The organism is Alteromonas sp. W364 (assembly GCF_031846205.1).
GTDB classification, from domain to species: domain Bacteria; phylum Pseudomonadota; class Gammaproteobacteria; order Enterobacterales; family Alteromonadaceae; genus Glaciecola; species Glaciecola blandensis.
Genome location: NZ_JAVRID010000001.1, coordinates 141286 through 166058 on the forward strand (window position 1 = coordinate 141286; position 24773 = coordinate 166058).

Here is a 24773-nt window from a genome sequence, read left to right on the forward strand (position 1 = left end):
TCTATTTATTCTGTGTATTGGATCAGTGATTTTCTTTTCACTAGTTCTGGTTCAAAATATCGTTGAATCGCATGCTTATGGCCATAAACATCGTTTAGCACCATACACGCTGCCATTTGCCCCATTTGACCAATTGGATTGTCAATGGTGGTTAGTTGAGGGTAAAGATACTGTGCAAATGAGGTATTATCAAAACCAATAATGGATAGGTCATTAGGAATATCTACACCCTCATCACGCGCTTGTTTCATTGCACCTGAAGCCATTTCGTCGTTTCCACAAATTAATGCGCTAAACTTTTTGGGTTTGTCGACTAATTGTTTGTAACAATCAGAGCCACTTTGTTCTGAATAGTCACCGTATACAATCAAGCTGTCATCAAAGTCGATACCTGATTCAGTCAATGCTTGTTGGTAGCCCCGGAGGCGCTCCATGGCATCTTCTTTTTGTTGAGGGCCGGCGATATACGCGATTTGAGTATGCCCATTATCGAGCGCAAATTTCGTTGCACGATAGCCCCCCAGTTCATTGTTCATATGAACGCAGCGATTCTTCATTGAATCTAAAACGCGGTTGATTAAATAAATAGGGACTTTACCTTCAGAAAGTTGCTGCAAATATTCTTCTGGCGTTTCTTCCACGTGAATAATTAGTGCGTCACAAAAGCGACTAAGTAAAAATTCAATACTTTCTTTTTCAATCTTTTCGGTGTTATGGCCGGCTGCGAAAATCACTTGCTTACCGGCTCGTCTTAATTCGGTTTCGATACCGGACATCATTTCGCCAAAGAAAGGACTGTCCAATTCAGATACAAGTACACCGACACTATTACTTTTACTTGACGCTAAAGACTGCGCAATTGTGTTAGGACGGTAACCTAAGTCAAGCATCGCTTGTTCAACTTTTTCGCGAGTTTTAGCGCTAACTACAGCGTTCTTATTAATCACGCGAGAGACGGTTGCGAGCGATACGCCAGCAGCTTTAGATACTTCGTAAATTGTTGCCATAATTATATTTTTCTTATTTTAATACAACACTCTAGTGTCATTTTAGCCAATGCTTTGGTCTTTGTCTCGCAGCGAATGTGAATAAACTATAAATTAAATTGAAAGCGCTTACATTTTTATGTATAACTATATCATAATAAAAAATTTTACGCCGCGTTTACATTGGCGTTACATAAGAATACACGCAGTGTTGTAAGGACTTCCGCCATGAATCAAACCGAATTACCCTTAAAAGAAAAGGTAGGTTATGCCTGTGGTGATGTCGCTTCCAATTTTTATTGGCGTGTGTTTGACGTTTTCTTATTTATTTTTTATACCGACGTTTTTGGCCTGAATCCAGCCATTGTCGGGACGATGATGTTAGTTACTCGCCTTATCGATGCCGTGTCCGATCCAGTGATGGGGATTTTGGCTGATCGCACCCAGACCAGAATGGGAAAGTTTCGGCCCTATTTGTTATGGGGAATTATCCCGATAGTCGCGGCTGGGATATTAACTTTCACTGTGCCGGATCTTGATGATACTGGGAAGATCGTTTGGGCGTTTGCGACTTATATATTCATGATGCTAGCCTACACCTTCATCAATGTGCCATATGGCGCACTAATGGGGGTAATGACGGCAGACTCAAAGCAGCGGACAACACTGGTAAGTATTCGGTTTATTGGTGCATTTAGCGGTGGCACTTTAGTTGCGTACATTACTCATGACATGGTCAATTACCTAGGTAATGGCAACGAACAACTTGGCTGGCAACTCACTATGGCTGTTTATGGTGCAATAGCTGCAGTCTTATTTGCCATTACATTTGCGGCGTCAAAAGAGCGAATACATCCCCCACAGCGCACACCGACACCAGTGAAGACAGACATCAAAGATTTACTCAATAATCGACCATGGCAGATACTATTTATCCTAGCCATGCTGATCATGGTCACTATTTCACTGCGAGCCAGCAGCGGTACTTTTTATTTTAAATACTATGTTGAGCGTGAGGATTTAATAGGTGATTTTACGGCTCTTTATATGGTCGCCTTACTTATTGGAACTGCCTTCACTCCGTTTCTTTTAAATTGGTTTGATAAAAAGAAGCTACTGATTATTCTTATGGTACTGGTTGCCATTTTGTCGAGTTTATTCTTTTTTATTCCCAAAGATCAGATTGCTTTAATGTTTGTTTTACAAGCAGCTATTGGCTTGTGTTTGGGGCCGAAATCCCCCTTAGTATTTTCGATGTATGCTGATACAGCCGATTATTCTCAATGGCGAACGGGTAGGCGGGCAACGGCCATGATTTTCAGTGCTGCTTCGTTTGCGCAAAAGCTAGGAGGAGCGCTAGCGGGGGCGACTATCGGCTGGGTGTTAACGTATATGGGTTATGCAGCGAATGTACAACAGACTAGCAATTCCCAGTTAGGCATACTGTTGTTAATGACACTCATTCCTGGCGTCTTTGCCGTGCTTTCGGTCATATGTATCCGGTTTTACGCTTTATCAAAAGAACAATTGGTCGTTATTCATAGCGAACTAGGGTTGCTAAATAACGACGAAGATGAAACGAGAAGTAATGTGGGTAAAGGCCATGTCTAACGCGCAGCAAAGTATAAACTCACCTAGCAGTAAACCAAACGCTAGTGCGTTCTTGTGGAACCAGCACATGATGTTGAATGTGAACTGTCGTGGCTATCTTATTGCTCAGTTTATGCAACCTGAGCCAAGCAAGTATGCATTCGCTCCCAATATTGAAGCAAAGACGTTCATGCAACCGGAGCATCCCTATTTCGCTCATCATCCCGGTCGCTTTTTTTATATTAAAGACGAAGCAAGCAAGACTGTTTTTTCGGTCCCTTTTGCGCCATGCAATGAGGCACTCGATAAATTCAAATTCACAGCAACGCCAAAGCAGGTAATATGGCAGATTGAACATCTCGGCTTTGCTATTGATTTGTGTTTGCAGCTTGCCAACGATGCCCCATTTGAGTATTGGCAGATTTCGCTTGCCGATTTAACTGGACAAAATCGACGTGTTTCTGTGTATAGCTATTTTACATTGGGGTACATGTCTTGGATGAATCAAACTGCTAACTACTATCCCGATGAAGATTCAATTGTCGCCCAATATGTCACGCCTTATCAGAAATTAAGCGATTATCCTAAACTGAAAGACACGGCTCAATGCACTTTCCTGACGAGCAGTCACAAACCAGACAGTTGGTGTGCAAATCAGCTCAGCTTTGAGGGAGTGAAAGGTTTGCATTCGCCTGCAGGTATTCAGACAGTTTCGCTAAATAATAAGCCCGCTTTTTATGAGACACCAGTAGCAATAATGCAGCATCGCATGAAGCTTAGCCCTAAACACCAAAGGCGGCAGTTTGTATTTGGCCCATGTCATCGCTCTGCTGAAATGGCGAGCATTCGTAAAAAACATGTCAGCCTCTGCGAAAAAGCGTTTAGTTCAACATTAGCAGAACATGCGCCTCTAGCTTACGAAAACTTTCAACTACAGAGCCGAGATGCAAAGTTCGATGATTTCATCAACCATTGGTTACCGAGGCAAGTTTACTATCACGGTGACGTCAATCGTTTAACCACAGATCCGCAAACCCGCAATTATTTGCAGGATAATATCGGCATGTGCTTTTTGCGACCAAGCTCAGCCCGCGAATGCCTATTAAGGTCTTTAGAGCAACAGTTTGCCAGTGGTGAAATGCCCGATGGTATCCTGATCCATCCTGAAGCTGAGCTGAAATATATCAATCAAATACCTCATTCCGATCATTGTATTTGGTTACCCTTGCTCTTAGAAGTATATTTAGATCAAACCAATGACACTTCGGTTCTCCATCAAATGCTTGCTTTTCAAGATAGCAGTGAGGAAAAGTCGCTTATTGAGCATATTGAACTCGCTTTACATTGGGTACTCTCTAAACGAGATCATCGAGGTTTATGCTTTATCGAGCAAGGTGATTGGTGTGACCCTATGAATATGGTTGGCCCAAAGGGAAAGGGCGTGTCATCTTGGCTAACACTAGCCACAGCCACAGCAATCAAGGTCTGGATACGTTTAGTAAACGACTATAAGGTCGATGTACCTAAGTCAGATTTCGCGCATTCTCTTCGTGAGTTGCAACAAGCGGTTATTCAACATTGCTGGGATGGTAATTGGTTTGCTCGAGGCATTACCGATGATAATGAGTTATTTGGTATCAGTAGTGATAGAGAAGGCCGGATTTACCTGAATCCACAAAGCTGGGCTTTGCTGGCAGGTATCGATTCCGACGAGTACAAAAGCAAAATGTTAATGTCCGTTGATCAGCATTTACAAACGCCTTTTGGCAATCAAATGCTTGCGCCTTGCTATACTCAGATGGATGAACGAATAGGTCGAGTCACGCAGAAGTTTCCTGGGTCTGCTGAAAATGGCTCAGTGTATAATCATGCTTTCGCTTTCTGGATTTATGCCATGTTTACCTCAGGTGAAGCAGATAAAGGCTTACTCAATCTAAAAGAAATGCTATCAGCCATGCATTCAGAGCAAGCTGGCCAATTACCTATTTATTTACCCAACTACTTTCGCGGTGCATATACTCAATTTCCAGAGACCGCGGGGCGATCTAGCCATCTTTTCAATACAGGTACGGCTGCATGGATCTACCGCATAGTCATTGAGCAACTCTTTGGTTTACGAGGCTGTGGCAAAGATTTGTGGCTTCAGCCTCAGATACCGTCGAGTATGGGTAATTGCGATATACGCTATCGTTTTCGAAACGCTGACATTCATTTGAAAATTGAGTTTGGAAATACCCTAACACCAAAATTGGAAATTAACGGGCGCATGGCTAAAGACCTTCGCATTGAAAATGTAAAAGAAGGGGAGCAATATACACTTAAACTCAAGCTACCTAATGATAAACAAAAGTGTCACGCTAAATTGATCTTGGTATGTGGTGTCTCTGGCGCGGGCAAATCAACTCTTGGGCAAGCATTGGCTGAAAAACTAGGTGCAGTATTTATTGAAGGGGATGCTTTACATGCCAAAGAAGCCATAGCAAAAATGGCCGAAGGAGTCGCTTTGAGCGAAGACGATCGAGCACCATGGTTGGCTCGTTTACAATTGACTGCAGCACAAAAACTGGCGCATGGATATGATACTGTAGTCAGCTTCTCCGGTTTAAAAGCAGAGCACCGTGCGCTTCTTATGTCTATCAATGTGAATACGAAGTTAGTTATGTTGGCGCCAAGCGAGAGTATCCTACAGGAACGACTATTGAGCCGGAAAGGTCACTTTTTTTCACCCCATTTATTGGCATCGCAATTGGCAAGTTTAGAGATGCCAAGTCCCAGTGAAAATACACTGGTGATTGATGGAGGTCAGCAAGATAACGTTCAACAACTTCTGCATCAAATGCATGATTTTATTGCGAAACAAACCCCAAATGATGAATAGAACAACCAGATAGGATATCAATGATGAGGAAGTACTTTAATGAAAAAAAATGACTCAATGTTAATTTGCATAACTACTTTACTATTAGTTACGGCTTCAGTTAGTGCGACGGAGGCGCCTCCAACAACGTTACCGAAGGCGACTGGCGCTATCACGATCGATGCGCTAGCAACTGAGCAAGCATGGCAAAATGCAAAATGGCGCTCAGTGGACCAGCTCCTGATTGGTGAAAACCTCAGTGAACAAGATTTTACGGGGCGTTATAAGCTACTGTGGGATAAGAGTGCCTTGTATATGTTGTTCGAAGTACAAGATGATGTGCTTGCAGATACTCACCCAGATCCATTAGTTAATTATTGGGATGATGATTGCGTCGAAGTATTTATTGATGAAGATGCATCAGGTGGCGATCACCAATTTAATTACAACGCGTTTGCATATCACGTGGGGCTTGATCGTAATGTCAGTGATATGGGACCAAGTGCTAGCTCATCTGAGTCAAGTATCCAAACTTACAACGATCATATTCAAAGTCAGTGGCTGCGGTCTCCAGAAACACACATAATTACTTGGGAACTGAAAATTTCAGTTTATGACGATTCTTTCTTACCAGGTAAAAAACAAAAGCCGGTTGCCTTGAAAAAAGATAAAAAAATCGGATTTATGCTTGCTTATTGTGATGCTGATGGCCAGGGAACGCGTGAGCATTTTATTGGCTCTTACCCCATTCAAGCCGTCAATGGTGACAAAAACCTAGGCTATAAAACCGCTGATGTTTTTGAAAAAATGGTCTTACAATAGCGTGAGTAAACCAAACAAGGCAAAGAACAAGGGCTGGTGAACTAAATATATCACTAGACTATGCTGGCCTGGCAAAGCTAAGTATGGGTGTTTCTGAAAGCGACGTAAAGGATCGTTCTTAAACCAGTTCGTTGCACCAAGCCCGATACCAAGAAATACAACACCTAACCAAGGGAAAATACCTACATAGTCATTTGAGTAAGACGGTAAATAAGGTCTAATGGTAGTAAATGGCCATAGGCCAGACACGATATTCAGTTGATATAAAGTGATGATGATAATTGCCAGTCCAATGCTAAGCTTGGGTTGTGATGCAAAGCCAATACAAATAATACTGGCGACAGCAATGAAGTGTAATACGCCAAAATAGATATAGTTCTTGGGAAACATAATCAGCGACATGATAGTAATTGCCAAGGCACTGAGCGCAATTTGCAACAAACGAATAGAGAACTTTCTCCAACGGATCCTAGTGCCATGAGACAAATGCAATGACGCTCCTAGGCACAAAAAAAATGAGATCAGGATCACGTGTCTAAAACTTCTCCATCCTTCACCGTCGGGTGTATTCCAATCGACATAGCCGAAAAATTTCAAATCATAGATAAAATGAAAAATAACCATCAATACGATGGCAAAAGTGCGCAGTAAGTCGAGGGTGAAGATCCGTTGTGAAAACAAAAAGTAACTCCAAGTGAATAGAATAGCAAAGACCAACACGGAGTAGGGTAAGCTCTTTTGTTTGGCAATTCAAATGGCATAAAAAAGCCGAGCATTTCGCTCGGCTAAAGGCCCTCTAGTACCCAATCACACAGAGGCGGGAACACAAGTATCTAATTACTGTCAAAAAAAATGATCGGTTTGCTTACTTTGGCTGTTTTTACATTAAACTTTTGTAATAACATCAAACTGCAATGAAAGAATTAGCATGGGAGAAGGTGTATTCGTAACTATCAAACAGTAAGGCCCAGCCATAAGGATTTTTTGTTCGTACCTCTGGGTGGAACGGGGGAGATAGGCATGAATATGAATCTTTATGGACACAGCGATAGTTGGCTAATGGTAGATTGTGGCGCAACATTTAAAGCCCCTTTAAACCCAAATGACGACAAGGACGAAAGTGCCAAAACATATGATGTCGTTGCCGCTGATCCTACCTTTATAGAAAATCGGCAAGAAAGTTTAAGCGGTATTATTATCACGCACGCACATGAGGACCACGTTGGTGCCTTACCCGCGCTTTGGGAACGCTTTAAGTGTCCAATTTATACCACTGCATTCACGGCGGAAGTGCTCAGAAGAAAGCTTTATTACACCGCAATATCAGGCCTAGTCACCATTGTTGTTGTAGAACCGGGACAGGTTCTTGATATTGGTCCATTCTCGGTCACTTGGTTACCCATTACGCACTCACTTCCTGATGCACAGGCCTTATTTATTCAAACACCTGTTGCTTCTGTTTTCCATACAGCAGACTGGAAAATTGACTTCAATCCAATTACTGATGAGCCCTTCCAACCCGCTTTGTACAAAGCACTTAAAAGCATCAAGCCAAGTGCGATGGTGTGTGATTCAACAAATGCACTCAGAGAAGGATACTCGGTTTCCGAAGGAGATTGTGAGCTTGGTTTATTGAGGACATTTCAGAAGCAATCAAATCGAATTGTGGTGACTTGCTTTGGCAGCAATGTGGCGAGATTAATTAGCCTCGCTAGAGTTGCAGCGAAAACGGGACGTTATATGACCCTACTTGGTCGGTCATTAGAGAACATGTATAGCATTGCGAGAGCAACCGGATATTGGCCAGATGAGCTGAAAATTGCCCATCGTAGACACATCGGCTTTTTACCTAAACATGAAGTACTGATTGTCGCAACCGGCAGCCAAGGCGAACCCCGTGCGGCTTTAGGAAAACTGGCTGCAGGAACGCATAGAGATTGTGAGCTTGAAAGTGGTGACACTGTCATTTTTAGTGCCATCACTATCCCAGGTAACGAGAAGCCCATTGAAAAGATGGTTTCAGGACTGCGTGAAAAAGGCGTAGAGGTGATTAACTCTGAAAACAGTGAGCAGGTGATCCACGCTTCAGGGCATCCCTGTCAATCAGATTTAAGTGATATGTATGGGTGGGTATCGCCCAAAATCGCGATTCCGGTACATGGTGAAGCGGAGCACATGCAAGCCAATGCAAAGGTTGCGGCCGAGGCGGGCATTAAACAGCAGTTAGTAGGGCAAAATGGCGATGTCTTTCAGCTAGCCCCAAGCGTAGCTTTAATTCGAAAGGCAGTTAACACAGGACGAATTGACATAACGGGCCTTCCAAAAGCGGAACAGTAATCTAAACCAACAAGGTTATTTATTTTGACGAAATAAGGGAGGGATTATGTCGTTTATGGAAAAACACATTCCCTTTAACTTGGTTTTTCTTGCATGAATAAGCTCCTAGATTGGGATCACGCACACGTGATAACAACCCAAGGACTGATTCATGAAATCAATAGTTAAGCAACCCGCCGCGTTAGCAGTCATTGCCGGCATTTCGTCTCTCACTTTCGCACCATCAAGCATGGCCGGAATTGAACTGTTATATGTGGAAACAGACAAGGGTAATACCAAAGTCGTACTGGGAGGTTATGCCAAAGCAGACATTCGTCACGTCAATGGCGATATCGCTTATCAAGACTATTGGGTTGCCAATTTTCCTGGGGGAGAGCCGATTGAAACCTCTCACACAGGATTCAATGTTCGTGAATCTCGAGTTAACTTTAAAATAACTCACGGTGAAGTGAGTGGTTTTATTGAGTGGGATTTCTACGGTGGCGGCGGAAACGAGGTCGTCAGCAATAGTTCGAATGAACGATTACGTCATTTCTACATTACATACAAAAATTGGATGGTTGGTCAGAACTGGTCCACATTTATGCCCTTGGCCGCGTTGCCAGAAAGCCTAGATTTCGGAGGGCCGCACGTAGGTGAAGTATTTATCCGTCAAACTCAAGTACGTTATACCAGCGGTAATTGGCAGTTTGCGATTGAAAACCCAGAAACAAATGGTGATGGCGATAATGGCACTCCAGCTAGCGCTGTAGGTGGGACAGGCACTCAGATCGATAGAGATGAATCTATTCCAGATTTGGTTGTTCGCTACAATCACAAAGCAGATTGGGGACAATTGTCGTTTGGAACCTTACTTAGAAAAGTAGACCAAGGAGGCATCGACGAGACCGCATTAGCTGCAAACTTTTCTGGACGTATAAAAACAGGTGGCAAAGATGATTTTCGTTTCCAAGTGAGTGTTGGTGAGCCCGGTCGTTACGTTGCAGCAGCACTAACGCCCGATATTGTCACTACACCTGCCGAAGAGGTTGTAGTGGAAGAAACCACTGCATTTACTGTGGCATATCGACATTTTTGGAGTGACTCATGGCGATCTACTGTATTTTATGGTGCCGCTCAAACCGATGTATTAGAGCGAGAGAGGTCACACTGGGGCATCAATCTAATTACTGATGTGACCGAACAAATGAACGCAGGTGTAGAGTTTGGGGAGTATGCCATTGATGATAGTAATCTAGATGCGATTTCTTCAGTGTATGCGCAATTTTCTTTGAAGTTTAACTTCTAAAGTGCAATGAGTACTGCTGTTGGTTGACTGTTTTTCGCATCAACAGTCAACTAAATGATAATGTGTAAGGTTTAGCAGTAGTATTCTTCTTTATTGTGTAGCGCATCCCTGAGGTGCGCTACCAATAATTTTAGTTTCTGATCTGGCTGGCGAGACTTTGGATAAACAGCATACATTCCCATTCGCTTACCGGCATAACTTGATAATACCTCTACTAGATGTTTATCTTCTAACTCCTCGTGCACCAATGCTTTTGGCAAAAAGGCAATACCGAGATCACACAAAGCGGCATTTCGAATCGCATTTAAATTGTTAGTATGAAAGCGGCCTTTTACTTGAATCTGACGGTCTTCGCCTTCAATCTTTACTGGCCAAATATCAGTACCAGCGCTCTCAAATTTATAAATTAAACACTCGTGCTTATCTAAGTCGCTAGGCTCACTTGGGGTGCCGTTTGCCGTCAAGTATGCAGGAGATGCGCAAATAACCCATTGGCTATCTATTAAGCGTCGAGCTATCAGCGAACTGTCTTCAAGGTATGCAGTGCGAATGGCAAGATCATAGCCTTCACCAATAAGGTCAACAAAGCGATTATTGATTTGAAGCTCTACCGTAATTTTTGGGTACTGTTTACAAAAATCAGCGACCGCTGCACTAAGGATCAGATTTGCAGAAACAACAGGCATGGTAATTCGAATATTGCCTCGCATTTCATCCGCATAGCCCGTGACTGCGTTTTCAGCGTCTTGCATAGCTAGTTTCGCCAGTCGAGCCTTCCCATACAGCGTTCGACCAGCATCAGTGAGATTGAGTTTACGAGTAGTACGATATAGTAGTTGCACGTTGAGGCTGGCTTCTAAACGGCCAATACGCTTACTAACAACTGAGTTTGTTAAAGACAGTTTTTCAGCTACTTTTGAAAACGAGCCTTCGTCCACGACTTGGACGAAAAGAACTATATCATCGGCTTTTACCATTCGCGTGCTCCATTTATGCGACTAATGTCTGATTTCAGGTCGTCAAACTAGATAGGTTTGGACGTTAACGGCGAGAATCAGCACTCGCAGGGCCTTTATCGATATTAATCACTATTATTCAGTGATTATGTCAAAAAAGGAAAATAACATTGTCTTTATGCATAATATATCAATTGATTAACAAGGAGTAGAGTTCTTTCCATTCTGCATTCTCTTAACAATTTTTTAATAATTGCCCAATGCAAGACCAAAGAGCCGCAGACAATTTGATACATAAAAAGAGGACAAACACGTGAACGAAACTACTTATGGATTGCTGGCTCTCTTGCCAATCGTACTTGCAGGAATACTACTTATTGGTTTGCAATGGTCAGCAAAAAAAGCAATGCCAGTGGTACTTGCCGTAACCGCTGTTATTGCTATTTTTGTTTGGGACATGACCTTCAATAGAGTGTCATCTTCTGTTATCCAGGGTTTAATTATCACGATTTCTGTACTGTGGATTGTATTTGGCGCAATATTTTTACTCAACACTTTGAAACACACTGGTGCGATTGCCGTTATCCGCGCTGGTTTCACCAATGTTTCTCCAGACCGTCGAGTACAAGCAATCATTATCGCATGGTGTTTTGGTACATTCATCGAGGGCGCATCTGGTTTTGGTACACCTGCTGCCATTGCCGCGCCTTTGTTGGTTGCAATTGGCTTTCCAGCTTTAGCAGCTGTATTAATGGGCATGATGATTCAAAGTACGCCAGTGTCATTTGGTGCCGTGGGCACCCCTGTTGTGATTGGTGTTAACAAAGGCCTCGATTCTACAACAATCACCGCACAGCTTTTGCAGGAAGGGATGCAGTGGGATGCATTTATTCAACTGATCACAAGTCAGGTTGCTATTATTCACGCCATCGTGGGTACATTTATGCCTTTGTTTATGGTGATGATGTTGACTCGATTCTTTGGCAAAAATAAAAGTTGGACCGAAGGTTTGCGCGTTCTACCATTTGCTATTTTTGCAGGCTTAGCCTTTACAATCCCGTATGCGTTAACAGGGGTTTTTCTTGGTCCTGAGTTTCCCTCATTGATGGGGGGCTTAGTTAGCATGGCGGTTGTTGTTACGGCTGCCAAGCAAGGCTTTTTAATGCCTAAAACGCATTGGGATTTTGCGCCAAAAGCAGAGTGGCCGGCGGCATGGTTGGGCAAGCTAGTGATTGATGATGTGAAAAAAGAATTAGAAACCGTCGGCAAAAAGATCTCACCAGTGGTGGCATGGATGCCATATCTTCTCGTGGCATTACTGTTAGTGTGTTCACGCGTGTTTGTTGAGTTCAAAGCGGTATTGACAGATGTGACATTGAGCTTCTCTTCTATACTTGGTGAAACCGGTATAAATGCTGGCTTTAGCCCACTTTATTTGCCAGGTGGTTTGTTATTGATTAGTGCTATTTTTGCCGCGTTAATACAGTCCAATAAACCCGGAGGCGCACTTAGCGCAGCATTTAAAGATTCTAGCAAAACCATCCTTGGAGCCGGCTTTGTATTGATATTTACTATCCCAATGGTCAGAATATTTATTAACTCAGGTGTTAATCTTTCTGAACTCATGAGTATGCCAGTCGCCAGTGCTGAATTGTTCGCGAATGTTTTTGGTAGTGCTTTCCCAATGATAAGTGCGACAATAGGGGCCTTAGGTGCTTTTATCGCCGGTTCAAATACTGTGTCAAATATGATGTTTAGTCAATTTCAGTTTGAAGCGGCCATGAATTTGCAGATTTCACCAACGATTCTAATTGCAGCGCAAGCTGTGGGTGCTGCTGCAGGGAATATGATTGCGATTCACAATGTGGTTGCAGCTTCAGCGACAGTGGGACTGCTAGGGCAGGAAGGCGCGACTTTAAGAAAAACAATTTTACCGACACTGTATTATGTTGTCTTCACTGGCATCATTGCTATGTTAGCCATTTATGTCATTGGGTTTACAGGACCATTAGTATGAGCGGACGAGAACCAACAGATTCAGGGCACGACGATAGTATACTGAACAACAATGAACACGCACATCATCAAGCCGAAGCGCTTCAGGTCGATGCTGATGTTTATTACGCGGGTGTCAATAATCGAGAGGTTCTGGCGTGCAGTGATGATGATGTTTTAGCGCAATTGAACACCATTCTCGATCCACAGTTTATTCAGGCAGACCCAAAGAAGAATGAGCACTATCGCGTAGGATGGCGTTCAGGAGGAGGCAGTGCGACTGCGGTCGTATTTCCTCAGACCCTAGTTGCACTCTGGCAGGTCTTGAAAGTGTGTGTGTCAACCAATGCTATTATCGTCATGCAAGCCGCAAATACAGGTTTAACAGAAGGTTCCACGCCAAGCGGTAATCAGTATGATCGCCCCGTGATTGTGGTTAATACCTTGGCAATGGATAATTTATACTTGCTGAACCGTGGAGAGCAGGTTGTTAGTTTGCCAGGCGCGACTTTGCATCAACTGGAAAAGCAATTGGGCGAAGTAGGTCGGGCTCCTCATTCCGTTATCGGTTCGTCATGTTTAGGCGCATCAATTGTAGGAGGCGTGGCTAATAATTCAGGTGGTGCCCTAGTAAAAAGGGGTCCAGCGTACACTGAATTATCCATTTACGCACAAATAAACGAGCACGGCGAACTGTGTTTGGTTAATCATTTGGGTATCGACTTAGGTGATTCTCCAGAAAGTATTTTGAATAACCTACAAAATGGACAATTTAGTCAGGACGATATACCTAAAACAAGTAAGTTGGCGTCTGACCGTGAGTATGTTGAAAGAATTAGAGATGTTGAGGCTGACACGCCAAGCCGATTTAATGCTGATCATCGTCGCCTCTATGAAGCGAGTGGTTGTGCTGGCAAGCTTGCAGTATTTGCGGTAAGACTAGACACCTATCCAGTTGCAGAGCAAGAACAGACTTTCTACATAGGTACCAATAGCGAACGTGAACTTGCTGAACTGCGTCGTCAAATGCTGAGAACCATGGAAAATATTCCTGAAGTTGGCGAATATATGCATCGAGATATATTCGATGTTTCTAAGAAGTACGGCAAAGATACGTTTCTAAGTGTTTTGCATTTAGGTACAGACCAACTCCCCAAATTGTTTTCAATCAAAGGACGTATAGATGCTGTGCTGAATAAAATTTCATGGCTTCCTAATGCTATTACTGACAAGTGTCTACAGTTAATGAGTTATTTATTTCCATCTCATTTGCCAAAGCGCTTACTCGCTTATCGCGAAAAGTATGAACACCACTTGATATTGAAGATGAGCAATCAAGGGATACATGAAGCAGAAGTGTTCTTGAACACGTTTTTCAAAGAATCTCCTACTGGGGACTTCTTTATTTGCGACAAAGATGAAGCCCAACGCGCCTATTTGCATCGATTTGCTGCGGCAGGCGCCGCCATTCGTTATCAAACGATGCGAGAGAAAAGCGTTGGAGACATATTGGCGTTGGACATCGCGATACCAAGAAATCAATTAGATTGGCTTGAAAAACTGCCGCCTGACATAGAGCAGTCTATTGATAAAAAACTGTACTACGGCCACTTCTTTTGCTACGTGTTTCATCAAGATTACATCTTGAAGAAAGGAAGCGACCCGAGCGCCGTGAAAAAGGCGATGCTTAATCTCTTGAACCAGCGCGGTGCGAAATATCCAGCAGAGCACAACGTGGGTCATTTGTATGAAGCGGAGCCAGATTTAAGGCAGTTTTATCAAGAACTGGATCCGACCAATACGTTCAATCCAGGAATTGGTAAAATGGAAAAAACAAAACGAAACTGTTCTTGTTGTCATTAAGTCATAAACTTAATAAATGATGGAATCGATAAAAGGTATCAAAACGTCGATGAAAGTATAACTTGAGTCGTGACAAATGAGTCTGTGTGAGGTAAATTTCGATTCTGGCTAAGTTATAAGCAATATAAGTCAGGACTCTAACTTCTATCATAAAGAAGCAGATGTATTTTTAGCCTTCGGACTTTTATGACGACACTGTTTGCTCGACACTACAATTTTAAGCCTCAAACGGTTTTGTTCGAATTCACACGATATGTGCTCTTTTCTTTTTGCCTTTTTTTTGCAATTATCGCTAAATTAAGTGCTTCAACGCCACTTCATGAATCTCCTCGGTTATTGCATTTGGACACTTCTGATGGTTTAAATCAGAACACTGTATATGACCTCTTAATAGACAAAACTGGTTTTTTATATGTTGGGACTGAGGAAGGTCTCAATCGTTACGATGGCCACAATGTTATTAGTATTGAGGGTGAAAACCGTGAGTTTATTAGTAACCCAATATATGTTTTATTTGAGGATAGTCGCGATAAGATTTGGATATCCACCGGATTAAGTGGCGTCTATAAATTTGATTTGGCGACACGTAAAACTGAGCAAGTGTTTGCTGGAAAATATCTGAATGACGAAAACTGGCATCAGTATGTAGAATCTATTGTCGAGGATGATGAAGGGAATATCATTATAGCCGCGAATCAACAAGTGATTCGATATAGTTATGAAAGTGAGCAAACCGAAATACTATTTGAGCTAACGGAAGCTCAGATAAACGACACGCAGGATATCAGAGTGGCGCTTAAGTCCGGTGATATTCTGTTAGTTGGAACAAACCGGGGCCTGTATTCTAAAAATTTGCAGAATCAAGAAGTCCGACAAATAGATTTTATCAGCTCCGTTGATGGTTTATCCAAAACGGTCAATAACAATGACGTCAAAAAACTTAGGCTTTTTAGCAATGGCAACCTTTGGATTGGGACAGTCGAAGGTTTATATCGAACGTCACTTTCAGCATTAAAGCAACATGTTTTAAATGACTCGCTTATGCCAAACGTAAGTGTTATCGATAGAACAAACAATATTTGGTCTATAGAGAACGTGGATGAAGACACGGTTTACGTCGGCACGGACAAAGGTTTATATCAATCAGACATTGAAAACACTCACTTTACTTTGCTCTTGCAACCCAAACAGGATCTCGAAGAAGTATCCTTCAAACGGATTTATACAATAGAGCATGATCGGCAGGGTAATATCTGGTTTGGAACAAAGTTTAATGGTGCAATGTTTTGGTCACCTACGAGCACTGATTTCTTGGAAATTACAAATTTTACTACCACACCCGACAGCCAAAAGTTAAGCAACAATATTGTCTGGGGTCTGCATCAACATCAAGATGGAGAATTGTGGGTAGGCACTGAAAATGGTTTAAATAAGGTTGATTTGTCCACTGGAAACATCCAACAGTTTATGACATCTCAAGTAGTTGAACCAACCTATACGGAATCGTCCATAGGTCAAATTATCAGTGTGAGTGAAGACGAATTGTGGTTGGCAACCGGAGACGGGTTGAGAACATTTAATACTCGCGACAACTCTGTTGGTTTTTTCGGCGAGGAGGGAAGCGAGACTCAGGCTTTGTTTAAGGGCTACTCATGGTCTATTGTCAAGGAGGACGAAAATATTGTTTGGTCTCTGCATGATGCTGAGCTAGTTAAATTTAATCTAAAAGACAAATCGAGTGAAACCTTCATAATCGACGAGCCGGGTTTTAATCATAATAACCTTCGCAGTATTATTGGGTTTGACATAAGAACATCCAACTTATTGCTTTCTGACGCTGGTAGGTTAATAGGTTTTAATACCAAAACCCAGAAGCTCTCAGTGCTACACTCGATTGTCAAAGAGGGGGCTACCTTGGAGATGCTTCCATCAGATTGGCTTAGAGACACAAAGAATAATTTTTGGTTAGCATATGCTGGAAGAGGATTGTTTCAACTTGATGGCAACACATTCGAGCAAATAGCTGAGTTAAATAAAAGTAACTTCTTACCAACAAATTTGGTGTATGACTTGGCTCTCGATTATCAAGATAATCTTTGGTTCTCATCTCACTCTGGGCTGCACGAACTGAACACTGATACCATGTTTGTTTCTTCTTATCAGTACATTCATGGTGTTTCTTCAACTGAGTTCAATAGTGGTGCACATGCTGTTTTATTGGATGGTCGTCTAGCTTATGGTTCAACTAAAGGCTTAACGATATTTTCTCCAGTTGAAGTTAGCTTGAATAAGGTTGTCGACCACAGCGAACCCGTCATAACCGACGTTAGCCTTTTCTCTGGGCCGTTAAATCTGCCGCTTAAAGCATTAAACGATATGACCTTAGAAATGGAACACGACGACTTGGGCTTGAGCATTGGTTTCTCGTCTTTAAACTACCGAGCAGTTGAAACAGAGCGTTACAACTATCGGTTGATCAGTAACGATAAGGTGATTAATTTCCCAGGAACGGTTAAGAATAGAGTCGAAATTTCTAGCTTGCCTCCTGGAAATCACGTGCTTGAAGTTTTCAAGCAACAGGGATTAAGTTCACCCAATTCATCAGCAAAACTGTTCATCACGGTTAACTATGCGCCACTGCTTTCACCACTAGCGATTGGGCTTTATGTTGTCTTTTTCTTCTCAGCCTTATTGATTTTTATTATCAGAAGAAACCATACGCAAAAAGTGTTAGCCAAGGCTAATCAGCAGATTGGGCTCTATAATAAGCGCCTAACTAGCGCACTAAAGGCAAGTAATTCTGATATCTGGGAATGGTCTTCGCAAACGAAGCTAATGACAACCACTAGATTAAAAAACGACTTGGGCTATACAGAAGAGTCCAATCAGCTTGAATTTGAGAAACACCTTGGCTTGATTCATGAGGTTGATCGCTTGCAATATCTATCAGCTTGGCGTCAGTTTATACGAGGCGAAGACGAGCAGTTCGATAATACATATCGAATGTTACACAAAAATGGTGAGTACTTGTGGTTTAGAGACGCAGGGAGTATTTCGAGCGGTAACGATGCTGATATTTTTGTGACAGGAACCTATACGAACGTAACGGAAAGTATGGCTTCAAAAGAGCGCCTTAAGTTATTTGGCGATGCCTTCAAACACACCAGAGACTGGGTAATTATTCTCGACAAAAACAAGTTGCCATTAGGGGCAAACCCCAGTTTTTGCAAAGCCTTTTCTATCAATGAAAATACCGAGTTTACTAAACAATTTCGAACGCTTTATAACAAGTTGGGGAACGTAAAACAGCACTTCATTTCTCAACTATCCAATCTAAAACCGGGTGAAAGATGGAAGTCAGAAATTGAGCTCAGTTTGTCGGATAAACCAGTTACGACAATCACCGACGTTAACGCTATTGCCGACGAGAATGATGAACGTTTAATTGAATATTATCTTGTGATAATGACGGATATCACTGAGCAGAAAGAGGCGCAAAAAAGTTTACAGCGTTTGGCCAATTATGATGTGTTAACGGGTTTGATAAACCGCACGATGTTAATTGAACGCCTCAAAACATCTATATTATACGCGCGACGTCATAGCACTAGTCTTGCTGTTGTATTTATTGATCTTGATAGATTCAAGCCGATCAACGATACCTTTGGCCATGAAGCTGGTGATATTGTGATTGTAGAGATTGGTAAACGCATCCAGCAGCAGTTCAGAGAAAACGATGCGGTATCTCGTTTAGGTGGAGATGAGTTCGTAGTTGTCTTAGAAGAAGTGCATGGTATTGCAGATGTTAACCGCCTAATTGGTAATATATTGGAAGTAATTGAACAGCCTATTTATCTTGGTGCTCAATCGGTTAGTGTATCAGCAAGTGCCGGTATTGCTATGTATCCAGATGATGCGATGGATGCTGAAAGCTTACTTCGAAATGCCGATGTGGCGATGTACAGCGCGAAAGAGTCGGGCAAAAACCGTTTCCAACATTTTACGTCAGCTATGAATGATCGTGTGCAGCAAGATATGCTAATGCAAAACAAACTGAAGGTTGCGGTCGGTCGCAACGAGTTTGAGAACTACTATCAGCCGATTATTGATGTAAATACCAAGCAAACAGCGGGCTTCGAAATGCTGATGCGCTGGAATACCAACAATCAGTTTATTTCGCCTGGTGTGTTTATTCCTATCGCTGAACAAATTGGTTTGATTGTTGATATGACGATGCAAGCGATAGAGCGCGGCCTGAAGGACGTAGCTAGCTGGTATGCTGAGGGCTTTGATGGTTATATGGCGATTAACCTGTCTGCAAAACATTTTTCAAGTAGGCCTGATTTTGAAAAGATTTTGAGCCTGCTTGCTGAGCATAAACTGCCGCCCTCATGTTTACGCTTTGAAATTACTGAAGGCCTGTTAGTTGATGATAATAATAATACACTCGATTATATGCATGAAATGAGAGAGTTAGGCTTCAAAATCTCTTTGGATGATTTTGGTACTGGTTACTCGAGTTTACGATACCTCAAAGACTTCCCAATCGATGTGTTAAAAATCGATAAATCCTTCGTTGATGATATAGATGTCGATAGTGGTACCGAATCGATTATCGAATCGACACTGATTATGACGAAAATGCTGAAAATGGACACTGTTGCAGAGGGAATAGAAACACCTAATCAAGTGGCTTATTTCAGTAAGACACATTGTCGTTACTTACAAGGTTATTATTTCTCTAGGCCAGTAAATAACCAAAACTGTTATGAATTGTTACAAAAAGACTGGAACTTGCAGTTTTCTGAAGCGAAGTCCATACAAGACGAAGCGTCCTCAAATTAATTTCATCACCGCGTCATTCCTGCCTTTGCGATAAATTCATCGGTTTACTTAGCTGTTATTTTTTTAAACATCGTAAAAAACTGAGAATAACAATGAAAAAAACCTATTGTATATTCTCATTTATCTATCATTATTATAGGTATGTGAAAATATTGTAAATTATGGAATAAATATGCCTTTAGATGATGCTAACTTGATATCGCAAGATAATGTCGCCTCACCACTATCTATGCTTTATCAATGGGAAGCAGAACGCCCTGACGATTTGTTTTTAACACAACCGAAGGGTAGTCAAGAAGTTACTTATACTTGGGCGGAAACAGCCCAAGCTGCAAGGAAAGTTGCTGCAGGCTTAAGAGCGCTAAATTATCCAAAAGGCAGTCGAATTGCGATCCTATCAAAAAACTGCGCTGAGTGGATGATCGCTGACCTTGGTATTATGATGGCAGGGCATATTTCAGTCCCCATTTTCGCGACGGCGGGAAAAGATACGATTCAATACGTTCTCGAACATGCGAATTGTCCACTCATATTTGTTGGTAAGTTAGACAGCATGGAAGCACAAGTTGCAGCTATTCCAGATAGTGTTGAAAAGGTTGCTCTACCTTACCCTAACATTCCTGTTAAGACTTCTTGGGAGAGCTTCACGAGCGTGGATCCTGTGCTTGATAGTCCCGTGCCTGACATGAACGAGATCATGACCATCATTTATACTTCTGGGAGTACTGGTCAGCCTAAGGGCGTTGTTCATACATACAAAACTATTTGTTGGGCGGCGAGAAATAGCTTAAATGCATTGTCAGTATCCAAAGACGACAGGATACTTAGTTATCTACCCTTGGCGCACATCACTGAGCGTGTGCTAGTAGAAATTGCAAGTTACTACTCAACGATGCAAATACGCTTTGTTGAGTCTTTAGATACATTTACGCGAGATGTAAAGGCATGCCAACCAACTTTGTTTATCTCTGTTCCGCGTTTATGGACTAAGTTCCAGATGGGCGTACTCGCCAAGATCCCTCAGAAGAAACTTAGCTTTTTGTTAAGTATTCCCTTTGTTGGCAAAAAAGTGGCAAAGAAAATTCGTAATGAAATGGGGCTCGGTTCTGCGCGTTTGTGGGCATCGGGTTCAGCACCTTTAGCGCCAGCTACCATAGAATGGTTTTTAAGTATTGGCATTGAAATTTCTGAAGGTTGGGGGATGACTGAAAACAGTGCTTATGGCACTAGCAGCGTCCCGTTCCGAGCGGATAAGATTGGCTGTATTGGTAAAGCCTATGATGGTGTGGATGTTCGTATCGCTGATGACGGAGAAATACAGGTTAGTTCTCCATGTAATATGATTGGATATTATAAAGAGCCTGAAAAAACCGCTGGCGTGTTCACCAACGACGGTTACCTCCGAACAGGTGATAAAGGGGTTATCGACAGTGAAGGTTATGTGAAGATAACAGGGCGTTTAAAAGATATCTTTAAAACCGAAAAAGGGAAGTATGTAACGCCGGCGCCAATTGAGGCGAAACTGATGGAAAACCCTATTATTGAACAAGTTTGTGTTACAGGCACTAACTTACCCCAGCCTATTGCGTTGTTAGTGCTTTCTGAGGAAGCTCGTGCACACAATAAAACAGTCATTGAGCAGAGCCTTCAAGTGACGCTAGATGATGTCAATTCAGGTCTTGAAAGTCACCAAAAGCTCGATCGTATAGTGGTGTTCATAGAAGAATGGTCAATTGAGAACGATTTGTTGACGCCAACATTGAAAGTAAAACGGCACGTTATCGAAGAAAAGTTCAAGTCAGTTATTTTGACGAATTACACGGATAGTGTGGTCTGGAACGATTAAGATCATTTTTTATTATTTTAAAAGCGGCATTAGCCGCTTTTTTTATATGTAAATTTTATAATATGGTATGTAATCTTATACATATTGCAAAAGGTGATAAAGATATAATCTTGCTGTAAACAAATAGAGTGGAATGAGCATATGAAGAAAATTACCGTATTTACCTCTTTGTTCATTTTATTTCTGACTGCTGCGAGTGCAAATGCGGAACTGGTCATGATCGTAAATAAAGCGAATGCTTCAAACATCGATGCTAAATCAGTACAACGCATTTATCTAGGAAAAGAGAAAAAGTTTAGCAACGGTAATGTTGTAAATCCCATCAACTTTTCTAGTGGACACCCGCTACGTTCGGATTTTGATGAACAAGTCTTGGGTAGAAGTTCAAGTCAGGTCTCGGCCTATTGGTCGAAGTTGGTTTTCACCGGGAAGGGCGTACCGCCCGCAGAACTGAATGATACGGCAGCAATTATCGCTGCTATCGAGAGTGATACAAATGCGATTGCTTACTTGGATAGCGCTGATGCCGGAGACACAGTGTCGATAATCAAACTGAATTGATTATCCGCTATAGGAAAAGTACCTGGATGCACGACCAGAAAACTGAATAGCAATAAATAGAGGGCGATCTGCAAAGGATCAAAACGTTGCCCTTAAAAGTCATAGTAAAGTCGAAAATGGATGAGCACTTGCACTGTAACGCTAGAGTAGAGTTTTGCCATTTTTTTGTGCTTCCTCACTTAGCGAATAAAACACACACAATCTGTTATAGAGGAAAGTCAACTATGTTGAAAAAAATGTTCTTTGCAGCAACCTTGCTACTGGCAGCAAACTCAGCCTTTGCTGAACTTGTCGTCGTTGTTAATCCGGCAAATGGGAATGCACTTGATTCAAAAACTGTCCAGCGAATCTTCTTAGGTAAAGATAAGAAATTTGCAGATGGCAATGAAACGATTGCGGTTAATCAAGTTGCCGACAACCAGATTCGTCAAGAATTCGATGAGGCTGTCTTAGGTCGAAGCTCAAGCCAAGTTTCAGCTTATTGGTCGAAGCTTGTTTTCACGGGCAAAGGTATACCACCAAAAGAAGTTGCGAATGACGCAGAAGTCGTTGATCTAGTATCTAAAAATCCGAGTGTCATTGGTTACATCAATAAGTCATCTGTAACTGACGCAGTTAAAGTCGTTGAATTGTAAGGACATGAACATGATAAAATTTAATAGTAAACTAGCAGTAGTTGCAACAGCAGTGATTGCTACTTTTCAAGCGCAAGCAGACGTTCGAATTAACGGCTTCGCAAATCTTACTGGCGGTATTACGAGCAGTGACGACACCTTGTATGGGTATGAAGACCGCCTTGACTTTAGTTCACAGAGTTTGTTCGCTATTCAAGTAAGTGGTGACATCAATAGCAGAACGACCGCAACCGGTCAGGTTGTAGCGCGCGGCAGTAATGATTTCTCTGCTGACTTTGAGTGGGCATACCTTACATACGAGATTAGCGACAAAACCAGCATTTCTGGTGGTCGATTGAGAATGCCTTTATTTAGGTATTCCGCTTCATTGGATGTAGGTTACTCCTATCACTGGGTAGCGGCGCCGCAATCAGTTTATAATGTTCCTTTTAACAATATTGAAGGCGTTAGACTTGATTATTCTGACTACTCAGGTGACTTGGAATACACCTTTCAAGCAACGACGGGTACGATTGATAATGAATTTACATTAGGTGGCGCCAGCGCAAATCTAAACGTTGAAAATGTTGTTGTATTGACAGGGGATTTCACTTATAACAATTGGAAGTTCCGCGGTGTTTATGCAACAGGTAAAGCAACTTTTGATATACCTACTTTAGCGCCGACTATAGGGCAACTCGAGCAGCTTGCACCTGATTTAGCGAGTACACTTGATGCAAATGATGACACTGGTGTCTTCTATGGTGCGAGTATCGAGTACGATACATTCAATTGGTTTGTTGCAGCCGAGTTTACTGGCGTTGAAATCGAACAGTCATTCTATCCTGACGAGCTTAACTACTATGTGACAGCAGGTATTAGAACAGGTAAATGGACTCCGTTTATTACCTATGAAAAGTCTGATTTGAATAACCCACCAAAATTTTTAGATGAAGTTGCTGCAGCTCCTGCACCATTTCAACCTGCGTTAACTCAAATTGTTGTTGGTGTTCAGCAACTAGCACTCGCTGAGGAAAGTACCGTTTCTGTTGGCGCTCGCTATGACTTAGACACAAACTTAGCACTCAAAGCAGATATTACTCGCAACACTAATGACCTTGATGATACCGACAGAACCTTACTTAGGTTTGCGGTTAACTATGTTTTTTAGTTTGGTGTAGCGCGTTACTCGCTCCCGATTAATATCTATAAAGATGACTACCCACAGGCGTGAGTAGTCATTTTTTTTTATTGCGGATAACGGCCTTGCAAACCTGCGTACAACAAATCTGCATAATTATCTTGTTGGCTATCTATTTCGCGTAAAACTTCCACCAGATGCTCATTATCTTCGCGACCATCCCATATTTTAATATATGTCCCTTCTTTGTAACCATGATCTTGCCTAAAGAAGTTCAACACATTTTTACCCACATATTGAGCGAACAAATCATCTGAAGTCATTTCTGCTTGTTTGACAATATGCATAAACAGGGCAATGTCAAAGCGTTTAGCGACACAAAGTCCAGCCATTAACTCTAAGTTTTCAACTAAATTTGCGGATGCAAAATCAATGTTTTTTCCGTCAAAAGTCACGCTGGTATGTTGGTCATTTAAGGATGCCGCAAGCTCATTTGCAGCGGCTTGAATATTGCCATTATGCTGAATGATGATATGGGATAAGGCAAAATGCCAAATATCAACAAGTTCCATTTGTACTTGGGGAAGATCAAGGCGCTGTGCTTTCCACCATTTCCAGCCATGATGCTCAATGGCTTCCACTGACTCTATCATTGCTGCTCTCAAGTAACTGTAACCAGCGTGTAACCATTGTGGGTTTACTTTTTTATTCATACCATCTTGCAGGTCTAACATGGTCGATAATTGGGTTTCACTTAACATTGCTCATTCTTCTCCTCAAAAACATTGGTGAGATTGTATCGACTTAGAAAGCGAAGCACTAATGATTTATCCGTCATGCGAAGATTATCACAGCACCAAAAGTGTGCGCGAAATGCATTAAAGTGCACAAGTAGCAAACATCCCGCTCCTTGTAGAGTAAACAAAAAATCATAAGTGTATGATTTATATATAAATTGCGAGTTGGCAATGAATTTGCAAACACATTGGTGTTGTGTGTGTGTTCAACCCCACGCGGAATATGGGTGTCGTGTCCCATGTTTCGCTGAACACTTAGCCCAGCAAGCTTTTGT

General features: G+C 42.0%; 16 protein-coding genes. 12 read left to right on the top strand and 4 right to left on the bottom strand.

All coding sequences use genetic code 11. The features are described from left to right. Positions 1-5 precede the first annotated feature (5 nt). The gene (locus tag RM556_RS00635; RefSeq protein ID WP_311360029.1) at positions 6-1007 is read right to left on the bottom strand and encodes a LacI family DNA-binding transcriptional regulator; all 1002 of its coding nucleotides are present in this window, start codon (positions 1005-1007) and stop codon (positions 6-8) included. A 207-nt stretch (positions 1008-1214) separates the two neighbouring features. On the opposite strand from RM556_RS00635, the gene RM556_RS00640 reads away from it, so the two are divergent. The 3 genes from RM556_RS00640 to RM556_RS00650 are packed head-to-tail and all read left to right on the top strand — an operon-like array spanning position 1215 to position 6255. After that, positions 1215-2597: an MFS transporter gene (locus RM556_RS00640; protein ID WP_311360030.1), complete on the top strand. Its 1383-nt coding sequence runs from the start codon at positions 1215-1217 to the stop codon at positions 2595-2597. After that, positions 2560-5454: a gluconokinase, GntK/IdnK-type gene (locus RM556_RS00645; RefSeq protein WP_311373610.1), complete on the top strand. Its 2895-nt coding sequence runs from the start codon at positions 2560-2562 to the stop codon at positions 5452-5454. The genes RM556_RS00640 and RM556_RS00645 overlap by 38 nt, the downstream gene beginning before the upstream one ends. A 39-nt stretch (positions 5455-5493) precedes the next feature. Beyond that, positions 5494-6255, top strand: a complete 762-nt coding sequence (locus RM556_RS00650) for a sugar-binding protein (RefSeq protein ID WP_311373611.1) — start codon at positions 5494-5496, stop codon at positions 6253-6255. Here RM556_RS00650 and RM556_RS00655 read toward each other — a convergent pair. Beyond that, positions 6247-6936 (bottom strand): heparan-alpha-glucosaminide N-acetyltransferase, encoded by a 690-nt coding sequence (locus tag RM556_RS00655; RefSeq protein WP_311373612.1) that lies wholly within the window; start codon positions 6934-6936, stop codon positions 6247-6249. The two genes, RM556_RS00650 and RM556_RS00655, sit on opposite strands and share 9 nt — an antisense overlap. A 339-nt stretch (positions 6937-7275) precedes the next feature. Here RM556_RS00655 and RM556_RS00660 point away from each other — a divergent pair, with 339 nt between their 5' ends. Next, a complete protein-coding gene (locus tag RM556_RS00660) occupies positions 7276-8592 on the top strand; it encodes a ribonuclease J (protein ID WP_311373613.1) in 1317 nt (438 codons plus the stop codon). A 151-nt stretch (positions 8593-8743) separates the two neighbouring features. Continuing rightward, positions 8744-9880 (top strand): DcaP family trimeric outer membrane transporter, encoded by a 1137-nt coding sequence (locus RM556_RS00665; protein WP_311373614.1) that lies wholly within the window; start codon positions 8744-8746, stop codon positions 9878-9880. A gap of 71 nt (positions 9881-9951) precedes the next feature. Here RM556_RS00665 and RM556_RS00670 read toward each other — a convergent pair whose 3' ends face one another. Next, positions 9952-10857: a LysR family transcriptional regulator gene (locus RM556_RS00670; RefSeq protein ID WP_311360036.1), complete on the bottom strand. Its 906-nt coding sequence runs from the start codon at positions 10855-10857 to the stop codon at positions 9952-9954. 292 nt (positions 10858-11149) lie between these two features. On the opposite strand from RM556_RS00670, the gene RM556_RS00675 reads away from it, so the two are divergent. The 7 genes from RM556_RS00675 to RM556_RS00705 all read left to right on the top strand — a co-directional run bounded on the left by RM556_RS00675 (position 11150) and on the right by RM556_RS00705 (position 23731). Beyond that, the gene (locus RM556_RS00675) at positions 11150-12853 is read left to right on the top strand and encodes an L-lactate permease (RefSeq protein WP_311373615.1); all 1704 of its coding nucleotides are present in this window, start codon (positions 11150-11152) and stop codon (positions 12851-12853) included. Further along, positions 12850-14694 (top strand): D-lactate dehydrogenase, encoded by a 1845-nt coding sequence (gene dld, locus RM556_RS00680; protein WP_311373616.1) that lies wholly within the window; start codon positions 12850-12852, stop codon positions 14692-14694. The genes RM556_RS00675 and dld overlap by 4 nt, the downstream gene beginning before the upstream one ends. A gap of 342 nt (positions 14695-15036) precedes the next feature. Then, complete coding sequence (locus tag RM556_RS00685; protein WP_311373617.1) at positions 15037-19539, top strand: EAL domain-containing protein; 4503 nt, start codon at positions 15037-15039, stop codon at positions 19537-19539. Between the two features lie 172 nt (positions 19540-19711). Next, positions 19712-21385 carry an AMP-binding protein gene (locus tag RM556_RS00690; RefSeq protein ID WP_311373618.1) on the top strand — a complete coding sequence of 558 codons (1674 nt, stop codon included), beginning with the start codon at positions 19712-19714 and terminating at the stop codon, positions 21383-21385. Between the two features lie 141 nt (positions 21386-21526). Continuing rightward, complete coding sequence (locus RM556_RS00695; protein ID WP_311360041.1) at positions 21527-21946, top strand: phosphate ABC transporter substrate-binding protein; 420 nt, start codon at positions 21527-21529, stop codon at positions 21944-21946. Between the two features lie 224 nt (positions 21947-22170). Continuing rightward, positions 22171-22581 carry a phosphate ABC transporter substrate-binding protein gene (locus RM556_RS00700; RefSeq protein WP_311373619.1) on the top strand — a complete coding sequence of 137 codons (411 nt, stop codon included), beginning with the start codon at positions 22171-22173 and terminating at the stop codon, positions 22579-22581. A 10-nt stretch (positions 22582-22591) separates the two neighbouring features. Continuing rightward, positions 22592-23731: a topoisomerase IV gene (locus tag RM556_RS00705; RefSeq protein WP_311360043.1), complete on the top strand. Its 1140-nt coding sequence runs from the start codon at positions 22592-22594 to the stop codon at positions 23729-23731. A gap of 77 nt (positions 23732-23808) precedes the next feature. On the opposite strand, the gene RM556_RS00710 is transcribed toward RM556_RS00705, so the two are convergent. Beyond that, positions 23809-24462: a dUTP diphosphatase gene (locus RM556_RS00710; RefSeq protein WP_311360044.1), complete on the bottom strand. Its 654-nt coding sequence runs from the start codon at positions 24460-24462 to the stop codon at positions 23809-23811. Between the last annotated feature and the right edge of the window lie 311 nt (positions 24463-24773).